At 67.0% G+C, this 18,809-nt stretch carries 8 protein-coding genes; 1 reads left to right on the top strand and 7 read right to left on the bottom strand.

Annotated elements, in window-relative coordinates; all coding sequences use genetic code 11:
• Window positions 1-203 precede the first annotated feature (203 nt).
• From KF791_14045 to KF791_14035, 3 genes are all read right to left on the bottom strand, one after another.
• Window positions 204-5,015, bottom strand: a complete 4,812-nt coding sequence (locus KF791_14045; protein ID MBX3733702.1) for a right-handed parallel beta-helix repeat-containing protein — start codon at window positions 5,013-5,015, stop codon at window positions 204-206.
• Between the two features lie 79 nt (window positions 5,016-5,094).
• The gene (locus tag KF791_14040) at window positions 5,095-5,301 is read right to left on the bottom strand and encodes a hypothetical protein (protein ID MBX3733701.1); all 207 of its coding nucleotides are present in this window, start codon (window positions 5,299-5,301) and stop codon (window positions 5,095-5,097) included.
• 358 nt (window positions 5,302-5,659) lie between these two features.
• On the bottom strand, window positions 5,660-6,691 hold the full coding sequence (locus KF791_14035; GenBank protein MBX3733700.1) for a chemotaxis protein CheW: 1,032 nt from the start codon (window positions 6,689-6,691) through the stop codon (window positions 5,660-5,662).
• Window positions 6,692-7,002: 311 nt separating this feature from the next.
• Here KF791_14035 and KF791_14030 point away from each other — a divergent pair, with 311 nt between their 5' ends.
• A complete protein-coding gene (locus KF791_14030; GenBank protein ID MBX3733699.1) occupies window positions 7,003-10,071 on the top strand; it encodes a HEAT repeat domain-containing protein in 3,069 nt (1,022 codons plus the stop codon).
• Window positions 10,072-10,180: 109 nt separating this feature from the next.
• Here KF791_14030 and asnB read toward each other — a convergent pair whose 3' ends face one another.
• The 4 genes from asnB to KF791_14010 all read right to left on the bottom strand — a co-directional run bounded on the left by asnB (window position 10,181) and on the right by KF791_14010 (window position 18,789).
• Window positions 10,181-12,055 (bottom strand): asparagine synthase (glutamine-hydrolyzing), encoded by a 1,875-nt coding sequence (gene asnB / locus KF791_14025; GenBank protein MBX3733698.1) that lies wholly within the window; start codon window positions 12,053-12,055, stop codon window positions 10,181-10,183.
• A 1-nt stretch (window position 12,056) separates the two neighbouring features.
• Window positions 12,057-13,787 (bottom strand): glycosyltransferase family 39 protein, encoded by a 1,731-nt coding sequence (locus KF791_14020; GenBank protein ID MBX3733697.1) that lies wholly within the window; start codon window positions 13,785-13,787, stop codon window positions 12,057-12,059.
• 113 nt (window positions 13,788-13,900) lie between these two features.
• Entirely contained in the window at window positions 13,901-15,322 is a 1,422-nt protein-coding gene (locus KF791_14015; GenBank protein ID MBX3733696.1) for a DUF1501 domain-containing protein, read from the bottom strand.
• Window positions 15,319-18,789, bottom strand: a complete 3,471-nt coding sequence (locus tag KF791_14010) for a PSD1 domain-containing protein (GenBank protein ID MBX3733695.1) — start codon at window positions 18,787-18,789, stop codon at window positions 15,319-15,321. Before KF791_14010 ends, KF791_14015 begins: the two co-directional genes overlap by 4 nt.
• Window positions 18,790-18,809 lie beyond the last annotated feature (20 nt).

The following is an 18,809-nucleotide window of genomic DNA, read 5'->3' as shown; positions in this document are numbered from 1 at the left end:
GCGCGGCCGTGGTGAGGTGCCGGGGACGGCCCAAGTCAGCCACCGCAGTGGCGCACTTCAGTCCAGGGGGGCGCATGGCGTCGTTGTTGTCCTGTATCGTCCGGCCTGTCGGATCGCCCGCGGCTTCAGCCGCCGGCCTCCGCGCGACCGGACCGGAAGGATCGTTGGCTCAACGGACCTCCGGCTCAAGCACGTGGCCCGAATCAAGGTCGGCGTCGGCCATCATCGCGCCACAGGCGGAAGGCGCGCATCGCATCGAAGAAGCGATTGGTCAGCTGGAACCGATCGTCGTGCAGGACCGGGGATGCCTGGACGGTCCGCCAAAAGTTGGTCGGGGACAGCGCCTCGGTGGATTGCACCCACCAGCCGCTTTCCGAGGCCGGCCAGCTCAGAACGCTCGTGATCAGGGAGAGCTGGTTGGTCACAAGGGACCGCTGGCTCCCGGGGGCGCCTGAAAGCTCAACTTTGGTTGCGGACGCCTCGGTGGTATGAACCAGTGACAATCCAGGGCCGGCGACCACCTTCACGGCAGGTGCCAGCACGACGGTGATCCGGCCATCTGTACGACCATCGCGATCTCCAATCCCACCATCGCTCAGGGACCACCCTCGACCTCCAGGCGCCGGAGGTGGTCCGCCTCCCAGTTCCACCCATCGGGGCTGCGTTTCGCCCGCCGGCACAACCAACGCCAACAGCGCCTCCCAGCGGGTGGCGTCGTGAATCCGGTTCGTCAGCATCACAGAACCTCCGGAGGAAACACCCGTCAGGGAGAAAGCCACCGCCCCAAAGGACAATGCATACCCCGGAGGCACCGGTCCAAGACGACGTGGATCCATCGGGACGACATCCCGGAATGCCACGCCCTCGCCAACGGAGAGCGTGAACCAGATTCCCGCAACTCCGGGAAAGGAGACCACATTGGATTGCAGGGCATCCGGGATGCCGTCGCCGTTGCCGTCGCCGCGTCCCTGCAACCGGCCTTGGGGTGAGGCCACCGATCCTCCGGAGAAGGACGCCTCCGCGCCAGCGGGAACGAGAGACTCCACGTCGTCGCTGACGCCGTCCTGTTCCGAATCCTGGGGGCCCTGTGCCAGCACGGCATTGGAGACCTGGGAGGTGTTGCCTGACGGATCCACCGCGAGCGACGTGACATACTCCCCGGGCGTCACCGGACCCTCCAGATGGGCAACGATGTCCACCTGTCCCGACGCATCGGTCGGGAACTCCGCGTGGCCCAGGTAGCGACGGGCGTCGGAGTAGCCGTTGTCGGAGGCATAGAACTCCAGCCGGTACGTCCACGCCACGGGTGCCATATCAAGGGACCCCTCCAGGCGGGTCTTCCCATCCCCGAGGGTCGCCCGCCTCAGCACCGGATAGTTGAGCAAAGTGTTCGGGCCTGTGTCGGCATCCCCCTCATCGTTGACGTCACCCGCGAGTCCCTCGGGATCCTCCGCGCCCAACAGCGAAATGGCCCGGCCGGTGTTGCTGAAAATCTCGTTCCTGAAGAGCGCGTTGCCCGTGCCTGAGGCGATGTGAATTCCCGCCATGCGCGAAGGGGGGGCACCGGCCCGGCCGTTGTAAAAGATGCGGTTGTCAACGATCACGAGGCCATGGACGGGACGGCCATCGCCACCCACCCGGATGCCTTCGAACAGGTGGTCGGCAATCACATTGTCGCTCACAAAGGACTCCGTCCCCCGCCCCGCCACCTCAATACCCACGTACTGGTGTGAACTGCCGGTGCCTCCGTCCCCCTCCTCGTCAAAGCCAATCTGATTACCGGAAATCTGGAATCTCCGGGCGTCCACCGCGCGAACACCCCACTGGTTGAACACCAGAAGATTGCCGGCCTCGCGCTCCCCGATTCGGTTCCCCTCACCGCCGAATCCAACGCCGACAACATTGCCCAGGCCGGACCCTCCATCGCTGATGCCAATGCCGTTCCCAAGCACCGCATTGGACCGCCCATGCAGCGACACGCCGATCAGGCAGTTCCCGATGCGGTTTCCCACAGGCACCTCCCCGGGCAGGCCGCCAATGAGGTTGTCGTCGGACTCCACCAGAACTCCCACCCAAAGACCGCCGCCCGCCTGGGCCGTCCCCTTCTCGCCCGACCGGGAGGGCCCGATCAGATTGCCCTGAATCCGGGTTTCGTCCGCGCCAGGCCGCAGCCAGATGCCGGGACCGGAGTACAGCGTCGCAACCTCCTGTCCCTCCGAAGGCACGCCATAGGTCACGACGGTTCGATACCCCGTGTCGGCACCCGAAATCACGTTGCCCAATCCGGCGTCGCCAATCTGGTTTCCCCGTCCCTCCACCAAGATGCCACCGCCGGTGGTGAAGTTTTCCGGATCATCCGACGTCACCCCATTGGCCTGTGAGATCTCCCCGGTGAGATCGGTGCCGACAAAACAACGCAGGACGGTGTTCTCGTCGCCGGCGAGATGAATTCCAAAATCCGGGAACCAGGAGATCGCCATCCCCATGATCACGCACCCGTCGGCCTGGACAGACAACCCGTGCCAGTCGGCCAGTGCATCCGGATTCGTGGACAGGCTGCCGGGTGCCGGAATGCGAATGCCAGTCAGTTCGACCGGCGGCAGGGGGGACTCGGGATTCTGCGAGTAGCCGTCCAGCAGAACCGGGCCGGTGATCGCCGGCAGAACCGATTCGGGGCTGATGGTGGCGGAGGGGAGCAGCCGCTCGTTGGCGTCCTTCAACGCGAAGCTGATCCACTCCAGGCCATTCAAATGATTGGCCGTCTGAATGGCGGCGCGGAGGGTGCACTCCGGCGTGCCGTCCGCAAACTGGCGCCCGGTGTCGCAACAGCAGTCTTCAGGATCGTCGTCGGGCAGATCGGCATCGGAATTGACCACGATCCGGAACGCCGCCTGACTCACGGCTTCCACGGCATCGAGCGTCACCCCGGGCTGCCGGGGGCTGGTCAAGGTGAGCAGCGACCGCTGGACCCCGCCCGCCTCGAGATCGGTCTGCACCGCCGCGACCGCCAACGTGTGGAAGCGGCCTGGGGACAGCGGCGCCAACTCGAGGCCCTCCGCCGAGCGCACATCCTCCGAGACATCCCGGTCGCCCATTCGGTACGACACCCACCATCCGTTGGTGCCGGATTCCGCGGCCCTGATGCGGAAGGTCTGCGGGGTGGCGTTGTCGTTCTGAACGAGCACCTCGAAATTCGAAAAGGCCCCAAGGCTCACATGATTCGTCCGCATCTGTGCCGCGGAAGGCGTCTCCTCGTACACGTCATCCGCAGCGCGACGGGCCGCGCTCTGATGGGCGCCTCGGATGAGCAGGTCCCCGAGGATCTGGATGCGCACATCGGCACTGGTGGCCGGATTCGAAACCAGCGGACGGCCCTCCTGGGTTCCCACCACGGTGCCGGTGAACCGGACCCGTCCGAAGTTGGTGGCGAGATAGCGGTTGGTGAACGTGACGCTCTCGCCGGGGTTCAGCCGGGCGACGCCGGCCGGGGACGGCCCGGTCAAAAGCCGCACTCCACCGTCGCCGGCGACGGCCAGCGGCGCGTCGAAATGCACCTCCGTCGCCAACCCGGAGGTGTGGTTGGTCGCCGTGGTGCGCACCTCAATCTCCTCGTCGAGTCCAACGGTCTCCGGCGCCACCGCGATGCGGGCCCCCAGCGGCGGGGTCTCGAACCGGATCGTCGCCGGAGGAAGCCCCTGTTCGAAGGGTCCGCAATCGCTGCGTCCAAGGACCACAAAGCCACCGATATACGTCCCATCCGCAACGGCCTCCCATTCAAACGCCGCCGCAAACTCCCCTCCGGGAGCCAGCACACCGGGGACCGCGGGCGAGGGTCCCGCCAGCAGATGGAAATTCTGCGGCGCCGGGGATAGGACAACCGCCATATCGCGCAGAAGCACGCGCCCGATGTTTCGCACGGTGACCGTCGCCTTGAACCGCGCGCCGACCTGCACGGACAACTGGGAACCCGCCACCTCAAACCCGGTCCCCAAAGCCACCGCGATGGAAATTTCCGGGCACACCGGCTGGAGGAACAGATTGGCCCAGACGACGTCGCCGGCGTCGTTGATGAACGTGTCGCTCATCCCGTTGATGCCGTTGGGATAGTACCCGGGGAGCCGGCGATTGGGATCCTGCGCCGCCAGCGCTGCCCGGATGTCCGTGCGACCGTCGTCCGGTCCCCATACCAACCCCGGCCAGGCGGCGACCTGTCCGAGATTGTTAATTGCCGTGGGCCGGGTGCCTTCAGAGTTCGGAAGGAGGCGACCGTTGCGCGTGGCTCCCACGATGGTGGTTCCCTGCGCGTTGACGACGATGCCCGCATGATCGCCCCGGTCGTTCAGGACGAGGGTATCGGAGCCTGGCGGCCCGGGCGGTGGCAACTCACCGTGGTTGTTAAGGTCAAGTCCCTGGGTTTCGGCCAGCACCAAGGGAGACACGACGCCGTTGGAACTCAGTCGGTAAAAGCCCTGATGGTTCGGCAGGCCGGGGACCAGGGCTCCACGAAGCAGTACTTCCTGATGGCGGTTGATCCGATACCCCTGAGTTCCCGTCGGCTGCTGGTTGGGATCGGGCATCAGACTCAGCGTTCGCACCGCCGGGTACAGTTCGTCCAGATATTGCAGCCCGCGGTCGGAGGACCAGAGGAATGCCCGCGGCGGACGGGTCCGCTCCCAACCCACCACCACCCCGGTGTCGCTGACGTCCTCAGCGACGGAAAACTCCCCGAGAGTGACATTGCTCCTGAGGAAACTGACCCCTGCGGACGGACGGTAAACTCCTGCATAGCCCGCCGCTTCGGCACCCCCAATCACTCCGACCGCCGTCGCCACGCTTTCCGAACCAAACGGCGTGATGAAGGCCTGCCGGTTGTTGAGCGCCTTCATTGATCCGTACAATCCGCCCACCGGAGGGATGGCAAACACGTCGTACGTCCGCCCCAGCAACTCGATTCCGGAAAGCACTCGCTGTGCGTGGACCTCGATCCCGTGGAGCACGGAACTTGCGTACAACATCCACAGCATCACCCGGCTGAGGCGGGGCCCTCCGAGCCCACGTGCCCGTCGTGCCGGCAATGACTCGAAACTCGCGCCGTCAGATGCCGGGCAACTGGAGGAGCGGTGGAGGTTTGAAGGCATGGTTCGCTTCGCTTCGATAGCAACGCGGGGTGGTCTGCGCAATGAGTTGCCACCATCCGCCCCGCACCAACGCGATGAGCCAGTCCCATACACCCGGAGGGGCCTGCACGAACGTTCCAGACGACACGCCCGACATTCCGAGCAGATCAGGGACAGGACCCATGAAGTTCAAGGGCCAGAGGGTCAAGGGCCAGGGACAGGACAACCGTTCAAGTCCGGGAAACCAAGAGGGAAACCAAGGGTCAGGACGTTTGCTCAGGTGCAAAGGTGCAAGGGACAGGACCTCCATCCAACGGCGCACCTATTTTCGTTCGCGGCTCCTCCCCTCCGGAGAATCTGCAGCCCTGATCACGCCGATGACCCTTGGACTGGATCCTCGCCCCCAGTCCACGCGAACCGATCCGACCTATCAGCGAAGCAATACGGCAGCTCCAACAACTTCCGATGACGCGTCAGCCTGTTGCGCTTGAGCGCATTTTCTCCAATCCGCTCCACACAATCTGGTCGTGACGCTCTCCCACTTACCCGAAAACCTGCTTCCGTAAATCTCGCAGAACGCACCAGTCCCCCTCCAGTCCGCGCATGGGCCGGGCTCCGTCTGTCCGTTTGGGTCCCCAGCGATCCCGCAGCGCGCTGAAGACGCGGTCCACGTACTCCCGGGTCCCCAGTACCGCCCCATCGGTGAAGTAGCGCACTCGCAGACGAACATAGTCCGGCAGTGCCACCCGCCCCCGAGCCGCCAACACGGCCAAGACTGCCTCCCGCGAGAATCCCTTCCGCACCGGATTTCCGCTCTCCGCGGTTCCAGCCCGCTCCTCTCCCTGCCCAAATAGCCAGATCCGATACCGCGTCAACGCCTCCTCACACGTCGTGGCAGCTGCCGGACGACGTTCCGCCATTGCCATCAACACGCCCAGCGCTTCGCGGGCGGTGACATCCCCGGCCGCCGCGGCGCCGTAGCCGCACCAGCGGTAGTCCATGGGATCCTCCACCAACCCTGCCCGCACCGGATTCAGGTCAATGTACGCTGCCATCGTCGAGAGTGGATCCCCCTCGCCCTCCACCAGGACGCTGCGGAAACGCTCCTCCCAAAGCACGCCCCGGCGTCCGACCCGGCGGTTGAACCACTGAGTGAAGCGCTGTTTGAGACGCTGCATATAGCCGCTGACGTCCCACATCGTGGCGCAGATCCGCTCCAGAAACTTCTGCTCCCCGGCCGCGTCGCCAGCCGATCGATACCTTTCAAGGCGCTGTCGGAAAGTGGCCGGCGTAAGGGCCGAGCCGGAAAGGCCCTCCAGGCGCGCAAGTACTTCATCTGCAGAGAGGGGAACAGCAGGGCGGGCGGGCACCTCGAGGAGAATGTGGAAGTGGTTGGAGAGGATGCAGTAGGTCAGAACGCGCACGCCGCAGAAGACTTCGTACTCGCGCAGGAGACGGACGAAGCATTCTCGTTCCGGAGGGCCGAAGACAAAATCGCGGTTCACCACCCGGGACATGCAGTGGTAGTGGGCCACGGGAAATGAAGCAGGAGCCTTGAGCCGGCGCTGACGCATGACAAAAGCCTCGCCCCCAGAAAGACGCCGCGGTATCGCCAGAACTATTGATGGATGTCCCGTCCCCAGTCGCGATGGATGTCCTGTCCCTCCAATCGTTCCTGTCCCTCCAGTCGTTCCGTTGGTCAACGAACCCCACTCGCCAATACCTCTGGAGGGTGACCTCGGCATTGGACCTCACGATGTCTTCGCAGCGTCCCGCGACTGCCTGCCGGTGGGCGCCTCCATCGGCATCAATGCACCAACCGTGCGAGGCGTCGTTTGACCCCGTCAACCCCGGCGCGCAAACCTTGGGTCAACATGACCGCCCCATGAACCGCTCCCGGTGCATCGCAATACTCCTGGCGACCGGGCTTTTCGTTCACGGCGATGGCCCGGCCTCGTTCGACTACGACGCCCTTCTCGAAGGCATGCAGGTTCCGCCGGAAATTACCCTCGACCTCGCGGCGGGCGTCCCGGACGTCCGGTTCCCAATGTTCGCCTGCTTCGATGATCCCGGGTATCTCTACGTCGCGGAGTCGTCCGGACGGGACCTCTATGGAGGGCTCCAGCAACGGTCCCGCGACTGCCGGGTCACCCGTCTGGAGGACACGAACAACGACGGTCGCTTTGATCAGGCAACGGTCTTTCATGACGGCGTGACGTTCCCAATGGGTCTTGCCTGGCACAATGGCCGGCTGTACCTCGCGGATCCGCCGGAATTGATCGTGCTGACGGACACCGACGGCGACGGCCGTGCGGACCGGAGGGAAATCCTGTTCAGCGGCTTCGGCCACCAGGACAACGGCAGTCTGCACGGCCTGGTTTTCGGACCGGACGGGTTGCTTTATTTCACGATGGGGGAGCCGGACGGCTGGCGGCTGCCTCGCGGCGACGGCTCCTTCCTCGAAGGCGGCAACGGGGCCTTGTTCCGATGCCGGCCCGACGGTTCGCGGCTGGAGGTGATCAGCCGGGGATTCGTGAATCTCGTCGAGATCGAATTCCTGCCCGGCGGAGAATTCATCGGCACGGACAACTGGTATCAGAAGCCCGCCGGCGGCCATCGCGACGCGCTGGTGGACTGCCCGCCGGGCGGACTGTTTCCGTATGCGCCAGATCGCGGCACCCCGCTGCCCCGCACCGGCATCACGCTGCCGCCGTTGACACTCCTGCCGGCCGTCGCCCACAGCGGGGTGATGCGTCCGCGTGGTGCGGGAATCCCCACGGCGTGGCGTGACAGCCTTTTCACCGCCGAGTTCAACACCCGTAACGTCGTGCGACATGAGCTCCATCGCGTCGGCTCGACCTTCGCCTCGACCCCCCGGGAATTCGTCGTCGGCAGACCGCCGGACTTTCACCCCTCCGATGTGCTGGAGGATGCAGACGGATCCCTCCTCATCGTGGACACGGGCGCCTGGTATGTGGAGCATTGCCCCACCGGGCGCATCCGGAGCTCCCGCGCGCCAGGCGGTATTTACCGGCTGCGCTGGAATCAGGCGCCGTCCATCCCGGATCCGCGCGGACGATCCCTGGAATGGGACGAAGTCACGAGCGACGATCTCGCCAGGCGTCTCGACGATCCCCGGTATGTCGTCGCCGACCGGGCGGCCCGCGAACTCGTTGGGCGCCAGGCGGCGGACGCTTTGGTGGCATCGCTGGGGCGGCCCGGTGGCGCAGCCAGCCGGACCCGCGTCCTGTGGTCGCTCGCCCAACTGTCGGACAACGCGTCGCTGACCGCGATCCGCGACCTGCTTGACGACCCGGACCCAACCGTCGTCACTACTTCTTCCCGAGCGCTCGCCCTGCGCCGGGATCCATCGTCCGGCGACTCCCTGGCCCGGCGGCTTGACTCCACGAACGCACCGGTGCGCCGCGCGGCCGCCGAGGCCCTGGCCGTGTGTGGGTCGAAGTCCCACGCCCCATTGCTGGTGTCCGCCTTGGAGCGGGCCCGGGATGCATTCGAGGAACACGCCTGCATCCTGGCGCTGCTTGCCCTGGCGGATGAACCGCTTGTTCGCGGCCAACTGACGCATGACTCACCGCGCGTCCGCCGGGCGGCGCTCCATCTGCTCGATCAGCCTCCATGGAACACCCTCCGCTTCCCGGATCTTGTCGCGCCCCTTGGAGCGGATGATACCCCGCTGCGCCTGGCGGCCCTCCGTCTGCTGGAACGTCATCCGGGCTGGGCCGCGGACGCCCTGCCGTGGTTGCGCGCTCAACTTGGCGGCCCGGAGGCGGATCACGAACGATCCCAAGCTCTGCAAGGGTTGCTCGTTGCCTTCCAGGGCGACGCCTCGGTGCGCGGCCTGATCACGGAGTTCCTGCAACCCGGCGCCCCGGTCTCCGACACCACCCGCGCGCTGCTTCTGGGGCTGCTGCCCTCGCTCACCGCACAGAAACCCGAACCCGCCTGGATTCCGGCGATCGCCGGTGCGCTGAACGACCCGACGTTCCGGGCCGCCGGCCTGAGCGCTGCGGCAGCGCATCCCCGATCGGAATGGAAACCGCTGCTCACGACGCTGGCCGAGGACGCCGCGGTCCCCGCTGCACAGCGGCTGCTCGCGGCGCGTCTGACGGCGCGCCATCCGCAGTTGAGTGACGGGTTGTTCACGCTCGCACTGGATGCTCTGGATCCCCGCGCCCCCGCCCCGGATCGCCTGGCGGCCACGGATTTGCTGGCCCATGTCCAGCTCGATCCCGCCCAACTCGGGCGTCTGCTGGCCGTGATGCAGCCGGCCAGCGGTGTTTCGCCGGACCCCTTCCTGCCGGCACTCGCCCGCGCCGCAAACGCGCAGACCCGATCCGCGCTTGCGGACGACTTCACGGCACGATTGCGGTCCGGCTGGTCGCCCAACCGTGACACTCTGGATCAGGTCCTGGGCCTGTTCCCCGGGGATGCCGCGCTGCGCGCGTCCTTGCTTATGGCATGGGAACAGAACAACGCCACCCCGTCGCAACGGCTCGCGCAATTCAGACCGCTGCTCACCGGCGGCGACGCGGAACGGGGGCGTGAATTGTTCGTCCTGGCCACCTGTGCGGGCTGTCATCGCATCGGCGAACACGGCGGAGAGAGTGGTCCCGACCTGACGCGGATTGGTGCCATCCGTTCCGGAGACGACCTGCTGGAATCCATTCTTTTTCCGAGCAGTTCGTTCGCCCAGGGTTTTGAACCCTACGCCCTGACCCGTCGGGATGGAGAGGAGGTTGCGGGCATCCTCGTCGCGCAGGGTCCGGAGGGCGTGAGTCTGCGCGACGGGACAGGCATGTTGCATCAGGTGCCTGCCGCCGATGTGGCATCGCTGGAGCGCCAGCAGCGTTCCGCCATGCCCGAAGGCCTGGAACAATTGCTGACTCCCGGGGAATTTCGCGACCTGCTCGCATACCTGCAGGACCTCAAATAGTCCCCATCGCCGCCCGACCCGCCTTTGCCCGCATGGGAGGGCGTCCCGGCTCACGAAGCTGCTGCGTCGCGGCCCCCAGTGCTTCCCGACGGATGGCCCCCCTCGCCGGCTACGTGTCGGCACCGTCCCTGCCCGCTTCTGAACCCGCCACCTGCTGATGCCAGTGGCTCAGGACGATGAGGGTCCAGAGCGCGCGCGCATGGTCGGCCTTCCGATCGAGGTGCTCCTGGAAGATCGCGCGGGCGCCAGCCGGCCGGAGGCCGAGCGGTTCCAGGTGGCGGCCCTCGAGGGATGCGGCGGCCCAGTCCCGCATCGGACCCCGGAGCCAGCGTCCCAACGGCACCGAAAGACCGCGCTTCCGGCGATGGACGATGTTGCCGGGCAGATAGCGTGCGGCGTAGCGCTTCAGGAAGACCTTTGTGGTGAAGCCGCGCACGCGTTCGCGGACCGGCAGCGAGGCGGCGAACTCCAGGACGGCGACATCGAGGAAGGGCGCGCGCAGCTCCATGGCGGAACTCATGCTGGCGCGGTCCGCCTTGGTGAGGAGTCCCTCGGCGAGGGGGACCTCCAGATCCCATTGCTGGATGCGGTCCATCAGGTCGCCCTCCGGAGGGAGTTCCCCGGGAAGGGGGGCCGGTGCGACCCCGAGACGCCTCAGCAGCTCCGGGCTGATCTGGGAATTCCACAACTGGTGCCGGGCCATGCCTTCGACCCCCGCGTCGTGGACGAAGCGCTTGAGCAGATAGGAGACGGTGACCTTGCCCTCGCTCGCCGGCAGCGCGTTCACCGCCCGACGAAGAAGGGATTGGAAGGCTCCCGGCAGCCTGTTGAAGCGTTGCGCCAGCAGCGCCCCCAGGTAGGTGGGATACCCGCCGAACAATTCGTCCGCGCCCTCGCCGACCAGGGTCATCCGAAAGTCGCGGGCCGCCTCGCGGGCGAGCAGCGCCGCCGGCAGCCAGGCCGGGTCGGCCAGCGGTTCGCCGACGCGCCGCACCAGGGCCGGCAGCTCCGACTGCAGGTCCTCCGGACGGACCCACACGCAGCGCTGCTCCAGCCCGAGACGCTGCGCCACCGTCGCCGCCACGTCGCCCTCGTCGAAGGATTCGACATCAAACCGGACCGTGTAGGCGCGCAACGGGAGCTCCGGACGCAACGACCGTGCGACCGCGGCCACCAGCGAGGAGTCGAGTCCGCCACTGAGAAAGACGGCAAACCGGGTTTCCATGTCGCTCTGCCGCCGGACCGCCTCACGAAAAACGGAGTCAAAGTCCTCCAGTGAAGGAGCGCGCTTGGCGCACCGGGTGACGGACCATCGCCAGTAACGGCTTCGCTGCAGTCCCGAGGCGTCCCTCACGAGCCGTTCGCCCGGAGCCACCTTCTCGATGTGGGCAAACGGCGACCGGGGCGCGGCGAAGTTTCCGAACTGCAGGTAACCACGAATCCCCTCCCCGCTGAATTGAGGTGACACGCCTCCGGATTCGCGAAGGGCGGCGACTTCGCTCGCAAAACGGAACTGCCCGGGCAGGGTGGTGAAGAACAATGGGCGCTCCCCCGCCCGGTCCCGGGCCAGCAAAAGACGCCGGGAACGGGGATCCCACACCGCAAGGGCAAAGGCGCCCGCAAGCCGTTCCACAAAGGCATCCCCCAGCTCCAGATAGAGGCCGGGCAGGACCTCCACATCGCTGCCTGCCGGCACGGAGCGTCCACGCCCCTCCAGCCACCGGCGCAGTTCCTCGTGATTATCAATCTCCCCGTTGCACACCACGATCACACCCGTGGGTAGGTCCACGGACGGCTGGTCGGGTGCGGCGATTCCGCGGACCGCAAGCCGGGTGGCCCCGAGGACGGCATCGTCGGCTCCCCGAGCGCCAGTCGCATTGGGCCCCCGGTGCCGGAGCGCGTCGAGCATGGCATCCACGCGCGCCCGGATCTGATGCACTTCAGGAGCCTCCCCGAAGCCTACAATGCCGCAAATGCCGCACATGTCAGAAGCCTCGCCGTGGTGGCAGCAGCATGCCCCGGAAGCGGCGCGGGTATTCGTCCACAGGAATCGCGCGCGCGTCGGCCAGGGCCAGGAAGCGGTCGCGTTCGTTGTCCTGAACCATCAAATAGACTGGAGCCTTGCGGGCCGCGAGCCACTCCTCGAAATCGTCCAGTCGAACCACCGGCGACGGCCAGTCGGTCGTCCGCTTCAGCGCGTACTCGATGTAGTTGCTGGTCAACTCGCTGCCGTCCGTGGTGACCAGGGTCCCGGTGCGGCGGAGGTAGAAGGGCAATCCCGCGGGAAAGCAGCGGAGGAAGACCAGTTCCGTGCCCTCCGGAAGCTGCCGAATTTGCGCGGCCATCCGGACGGCGGAGCGCGATTCGAACACCTCGCGAAACACACCCCGGCCGAGGACAATGAGGAGCAGGGGCAGGGCGGCGATGCTGATGACCGCACCGCCGACGGTGCGACGCCAGACGCTGGCCGCATTGGCGCATCCCACGCACAGCAGCATCACCAGCACTGCGGTGAGATGGGGAAGGAACCGGTTGAGATCCACACGCGGGATCACCAGGGGCCGCGCGAGCAGTCCCGTCTGCGGTGCGACAATCACCAGCGCCACGGCCAGGAGCAGTGCGGTGATCGCGAGGGCCATCGCCGCACCGCGCAGGAGTCGCGCGCTGCGACCGGCCGGGTGCCGCATGGCCCGTTCAATCAACTGGGACACGAGGATGCCGAATGGGACCGTGACACTCAGGATGTACCCGGGCAGCTTGGACTGAGACAGGGAGAAGAACGTCACCACCGACAGGCTCCAGACGATGGAGAGTCGGCTGATTGCCGGAAGGGACCGCCACTGGCGGAGCGCCGGAAGTGCGGCCCCGGGAATGAGCAGGCTCCAGGGAAGAAAGGTCACCGGCAGGACCACGAGGTAGTAATAGGGCGGAGCCGTCCGGCGAAACTGGCGGGTGGTGAACCGCTTGAACGATTCCTCCACCAGCCCGTACGCCGGAAAATCCGGATGCTCCCGCGACACGCCAAGAAACCACGGAAGCACGACGAGGATCACCACCAGAACGTGCAGCGGGTGCAGCAGCCGACGGAGCGCATCCCAGCGACGTTCCAACACGTGGTAGGAAGCCAGAACCAGGAGGGGCAGCACGAAGCCCACGGGGCCCTTGACCAGTGTGGCGCATCCGGCGGCAGCGGCCCCGACAAGGTACCACGTCCGCCTCCGGGCGTTTCCGGGGGACTCGGCAACGAACCCCGCGAGGATGGAAAGGCAGACGAAAAAGGCCAGGGCCATGTCGAAGATCACAATGCGCGCCTGGCTCAGAAACAGCGGCAGGGTGGTGACCACCAACACGGCGAGGGCCGCCGGCCGGGCGCCGACATCGCGTCGCGTGATCCAGCCGGTCAACCCCAGCACGCCAAGGGCGAACAGTGCGGATGGAATCCGCGCTCCCAGCTCATTGTCGCCAAAGACGGCAAGGGAAAGGGCGACGGTCTTGAAATAGAACGCCGGCTTGTCGAGGTAGGGCAGACCGTTGTAGGTGGGCACCAGCCAGGATCCGGACTCCTTCATCTCCCGGGCCACCTCCGCATTCCGGCCTTCGTCGGGATTGATGAGCGGCAGGCCGCCAGGTCGAAACAGCACCGTCACCGTCACCGCCAGCAGCGCGAACAGCAACCAGGGGAGGTGGGATCGTGACTTCAATTCGGCGGGCGACACCCTCCGTGAAGTCCTCCAGCAACGCAATCCTATCTGCAAGCGCCGGCCCCCCCGGGGCTCTCCGTGGGCCCGGATTGATTTCCATCCCCTGGCCGGGGATTCGTCGTGATCCCCTACGCCAGCAGATCCCAAACCACGCGACCGTGCACGTCCGTCAGCCGGATGTCGCGGCCGCCAAACCGATGGGTCAGCGCGGTGTGGTCCACTCCCAGCAGGTGCAGCATGGTCGCGTGCAGGTCGTGAATCTCGAGCGGGTTCTCCACCGCGCGGTAGCCCCAATCATCGGTGGCACCGTAGGCCATGCCGGGCCGGATTCCCCCGCCGGCCAGCCAGATGCTGAATCCGTGCTCGTTGTGATCGCGCCCGTCGGAACCCTGGGCGAACGGCGTCCGCCCAAACTCGCTGGCGAACACCACCAGCGTGGACTCCAGCAGGCCCCGGGACTTCAGATCGGCCAGCAGTCCGGCGATCGGCTGGTCCACGGCCCGGGCATTGTCCCCATGATTTTTCACCAGCCCGCCGTGGGCATCCCATCGAGCGAAGCCGTCCACCATCGGAATGGTCAGTTCGATGAAGCGGACCCCCCGCTCCACCATGCGCCGCGCGATCAGGCACTGCCGTGCGTAGGTGCGCGTGTGGGGATCTCCGGCCTCCATGCCGTAGAGCCGCTGCGTGGCGGCCGTTTCCCCGCGAAGCTCCAGCAGTTCCGGAATCGCCACCTGCATGCGCGCCGCCAGCTCGGCGTTGGCAATGGCACTTTCCAGGGCGTCACCGCCGCCGGATTCGACCAGCGCGAGCCGGTTCAACCGGTCCGCCAGGCGCCGCTTGGCGAGCTGCCGCGCCGGCGTCGCCTCGCCGGGTACAATGTTGGCCAGCGGGGTCCCGTTCGCGTTGAGCAACGACCCCTGGTGACTTGCGGGAAGGAATCCGCTGCCGAAGCAGTCGAGACCACCGGAGGGAATCTGCCCGCCATTGAGCACGACAAACCCCGGAAGGTTCTCATTGAAACTCCCGAGTCCGTAGGCGATCCAGGCCCCCATGCTTGGACGCCCCTGCAGGCCAAGTCCACTGTGCAGAAAATAGTTGGCACTCGTGTGCTCGGGAAACGCCGAGGTCATGGAGCGGATCACGCACAGGTCATCGGCACACCGGGCGATGTGGGGAAAGAGCTCGCTGATCCACAGCCCGCTCCCGCCATGCCGTGCGAAGGACCACGGCGACTGCAGGACCGTGCCGATCTGCTCGAACTGCGTCTTCTCGAGCCTGCCGATGGCCTGGCGCGGATTCTCACCATGGTGTCTGGCCAGCAGCGGCTTGTGGTCAAAGCTGTCCACCTGCGACACGGCCCCCTCCATGAACAGGAAGATCACCTGGCGCGCCCTCGGCACGACATGAGGCGGTCGCGGCCCTTCGCCGGCACCCGCCGCGGCGCGGGACCCGCCACCGAACAACGCCGACAGGGCCACGGCACCAAATCCGTTCGCCGCCTGCCGGAGCAGGTCGCGACGCGACCATCGGGGCGCTGGATGCTTCATTTCAGGTAGATGAATTCGTTGGCATTCAGCAACGCGTGGCCGAGGGCCGTCCAAACGACCGGTTCCGGTTCCCCCGCGTGGAGCGCAGCCAGTTCGGCCAGGGACTCCCGGGTCATCACCAGCTCATCCCCGGTCGGCGGACGGGCAAACGCGCCCTCGAACAGCCAATGCACACGGGTCTCCACCGACGCACCCGCATGCTCCTGAAGCAGACGCGCGACCCAACAGGCCGCCTGCTCCTGCACGAACGGGTCGTTCATCATCACGAGCGACTGGCCGGGCACATTGGTGACGTTGCGCCGTCCCACGGTGGTGAAGGGAGTCGGCAGGTCAAATGCCAGCATCATCGTGGGCAGGAAATTTCGCCGCACCGCGAGGTACACGCTCCGTCTCCCCTCCCCGTCCAGCGGTCCGCTGACGGACGGACGGCCCCGCCCCACGATGAATTCGGTCAGGTGCACCGGCACGGGCGTCCCAAACGGTTTCCGATCCAGACGGCCGGAGACTGCCAGCAGCGCATCCCGGATGGCCTCGCCCTCGAGTCGCCGCACGGGCATATGATGCCAAAGGCGGTTCGATGGATCCCGCTCCAGGGCCCGGGCATCGCCGACACGGCTGCTCCGGGCAAAGGCTTCGCTGAGGACCAGGCGGCGGAGCAACCGCTTCAGCGACCAGTCATCCTCATGGACGAACTGCCACGCCAGGTGATCCAGAAGTTCGGGATGCGTCGGGCGTTCGCCGAGGAAGCCGAAGTTGTCCGGGGTCGCCACAAGCCCGCGACCAAAGACGTGCTGCCAGACGCGGTTTACAAATACGCGGGCCAACAGCGGGTTGGATGGCTCCGTCATTTGGCGGGCCAGCTCCAAACGTCCGCTGGAATCCGCCGGCTGGATGCGCGGCCGCCCGAACGCCTCGGGGAGGCCGCGCGGTGCCGTCCCACCCGGCCTCGACGGTTTGCCGCGCAGGAGCACCGACTCGTCCACACCTGTGCCGTCGGCCCACGAAACGGCGGTGGGCGAATCCCACCGGATGCCTGTGGCCAGCGTCTGAAGCTCCCGAAGGTAGTCCGTGACGGGCTGAGGAATGGCCGCGGGCCCGTCGCCGGGCTCCATTGCATGCTTCACCCACCAATCCGCCAGCGGCGCCAGTCGAGGCTCCACCGGATTGCGGCCGGCAGCAATGGCGTCCACCACACGCAACAGGTCTTCCCGCAGCGTGCCCGCGAGATCGGCGAAGGAACCAACCTCGAAGGTGGGCCACCAGGGTGGACACGGCTGCCAGTTCGGAACCTCTGGAGACTCCACCACCATCAGCAGATCCAGTGGGGCCTCGCCCACCGGGGAGAATTCCAGGTGGGCCCGGTGACCGGAGTAGCCGCTCAAGTCCTGCGTCACCCACTGCACCGCGTCCCCGGTGTCGAATCCGGCGCTCATGGCTGCGTGCAGTCCGCCCACAAACATGATGTGTGAGTCCACCCCGGCATACACCTGCGCCTGCCCCCGCATCAGGTAATGCAGCCGGCCCGAATCCAGCGTCACCTTGGGGGTCAGCAGCGTCCGCCCGGCACGCGCCGCCGCACCGAGGATGCCCGAGTCCATCTCCGTCCCCGGCGTCAGCGCGAGCGGATTCCAGAAAGGGTCCCGGCTGGCCGCACCATAAGGCATCACCCGGGCCAGCCGGGTTTCGCCAGTTCCCGGCACCAGGGTTCCCGCGGGCAAGGGAGCGGTGCCAAACGTGGGACCGTCCGTGGACCACGGCGTCGCACCGCGCCGCGTGAAGTCGGCGATCACCCGGGCGCCGGATGGCAGGCGGATCTCCTCCGGGCCCGCCGCGGCCACGCGCGGCAACCCCTCATCCATCCCGAGAGCCACCCGCGCGACGCGATGCAACACATGCGATGGGTTCGTGGAGGCGAGCCTCAGGTGTTCCGCCCAAAATTCGGGACGGTTCGTCGCGGGTCCGACGGGCGCATCCAATGACCCGGTCCCCTCGCGGCGCAGCAGACGTTCGGCAGCGAGGAGGTCTGCCGCACTGTCGTTCACCGGGGGACGCGCCCGGGTGGCCCACGCATTGGCAAGGGCCCGCAGATGCCGCTGCCGCAGTGCCGCGAGCTCCCCCGCCGCCAGGGCGTGCGCCTCCATCGTCTCGTAGCGCACCTGACGGAACGGCGAACTGAGCACAAAGCCGCTCAGAGCGTAGTAATCGCGCTGGGTCAGGGCGTCGAATTTGTGGTCATGACAGCGCGCGCAGGCCACGGTCAGGCCAAGAAACGCCTTCGAGAGCACGTCCACCTTGTTGTCCACGCGGTCGCATTCGTCCTGGCGGAGGTCCACCGGGTTGTGGATCTCCTCCCCAAGGAAAGCCCAGCCCGTGCCCAACACGGACTCGTTGCCACCGGTGACCGCATTCCGCCGCGGCGGAAGGAGATCACCCGCCACATGCTCGGCAACAAAACGGTCATAGGGCACGTCACCGTTGAAGGCGCGGATCAGGTAGTCGCGGTAGCGCCACGCGTTGGCGATGACGAAATCATCCTCGTGACCGCGCGACTCGGCGTAGCGGACGACATCCATCCAGTGCCGCGCCCAACGCTCGCCAAACCCGGGCGAGGCGAGCAACCGGTCCACCACCCGACCCCGGTCACCGGGCCGGGCCCCCGCGAGGAAGGCGTTGAGTTCGTCGGGAGTGGGGGGCAGCCCGGTCAGAACGAAGGACACCCGGCGCAGCCAGGTCCGGTCGTCCGCCGGGGGTGCCGGGGTGATTCCGGCCTCGTCCAGCCGTTGTCCCAGGAACGCGTCCACCGGAGAACCGGCGTCCATTCCGGAGACCGCAGGGATCGGCGCTCGCTGCGGGACCTGCCAGATCCACGGGAGGCGCTCGATGCGTTCGGCCAGCTGGAATCCAGCCGCGGCCGGCGTTTCATCCGCGGGCCAAGGCGCCCCGGCTGCGATCCACTGCCGGACCCGTGCCACGTCGGCCACCGGGAGCGCCGGCTGCCGGCGCGGCATTCGGGGGGCCGGTTCCTGATGCAGCAGGGCCGCCAGCAGGAGGCTTCCGTCCGGGTCGCCGGGAACGATGGCCGGCCCGCGGTCCCCCCCGTGCAGCAAGGCCGCACGGGAATCGAGCCGCAGCCCCGCCTCCTGCTTTCCGGCTCCGTGGCACTCGACGCAATGCGCCACGAGCAACGGTCGCACGTATCGCTCGAACGTGTCCGGGTCTCCGTGAAGCGTTGCCCCGACGGAAAGGACAGATAGAACGCCGGACCACAACCGCCTCCACGGTCGGAGACCCCGCTCGAGTTGCCGACGACCACCCCGGTATGCCACGGCGAAACCGGGACCCTGCAGCCCGTCCGAATCCAGGGGCCCGAACCCGCCAGACGCCGCGATGACCGCGAACCGCCGGCCGGCGGCAAGCCGTCCGACGACGGGCTCCGCATCCGGATCGGGGCCACGCAGAATCGCCATGCGGCAATCGTGAGGGGCGG

The sequence above is a fragment of the Verrucomicrobiia bacterium genome, from assembly GCA_019634635.1.
Classification (GTDB): Bacteria; Verrucomicrobiota; Verrucomicrobiia; order Limisphaerales; family UBA9464; genus UBA9464.
This window is presented reverse-complemented; position numbering and strand designations above follow the sequence as displayed.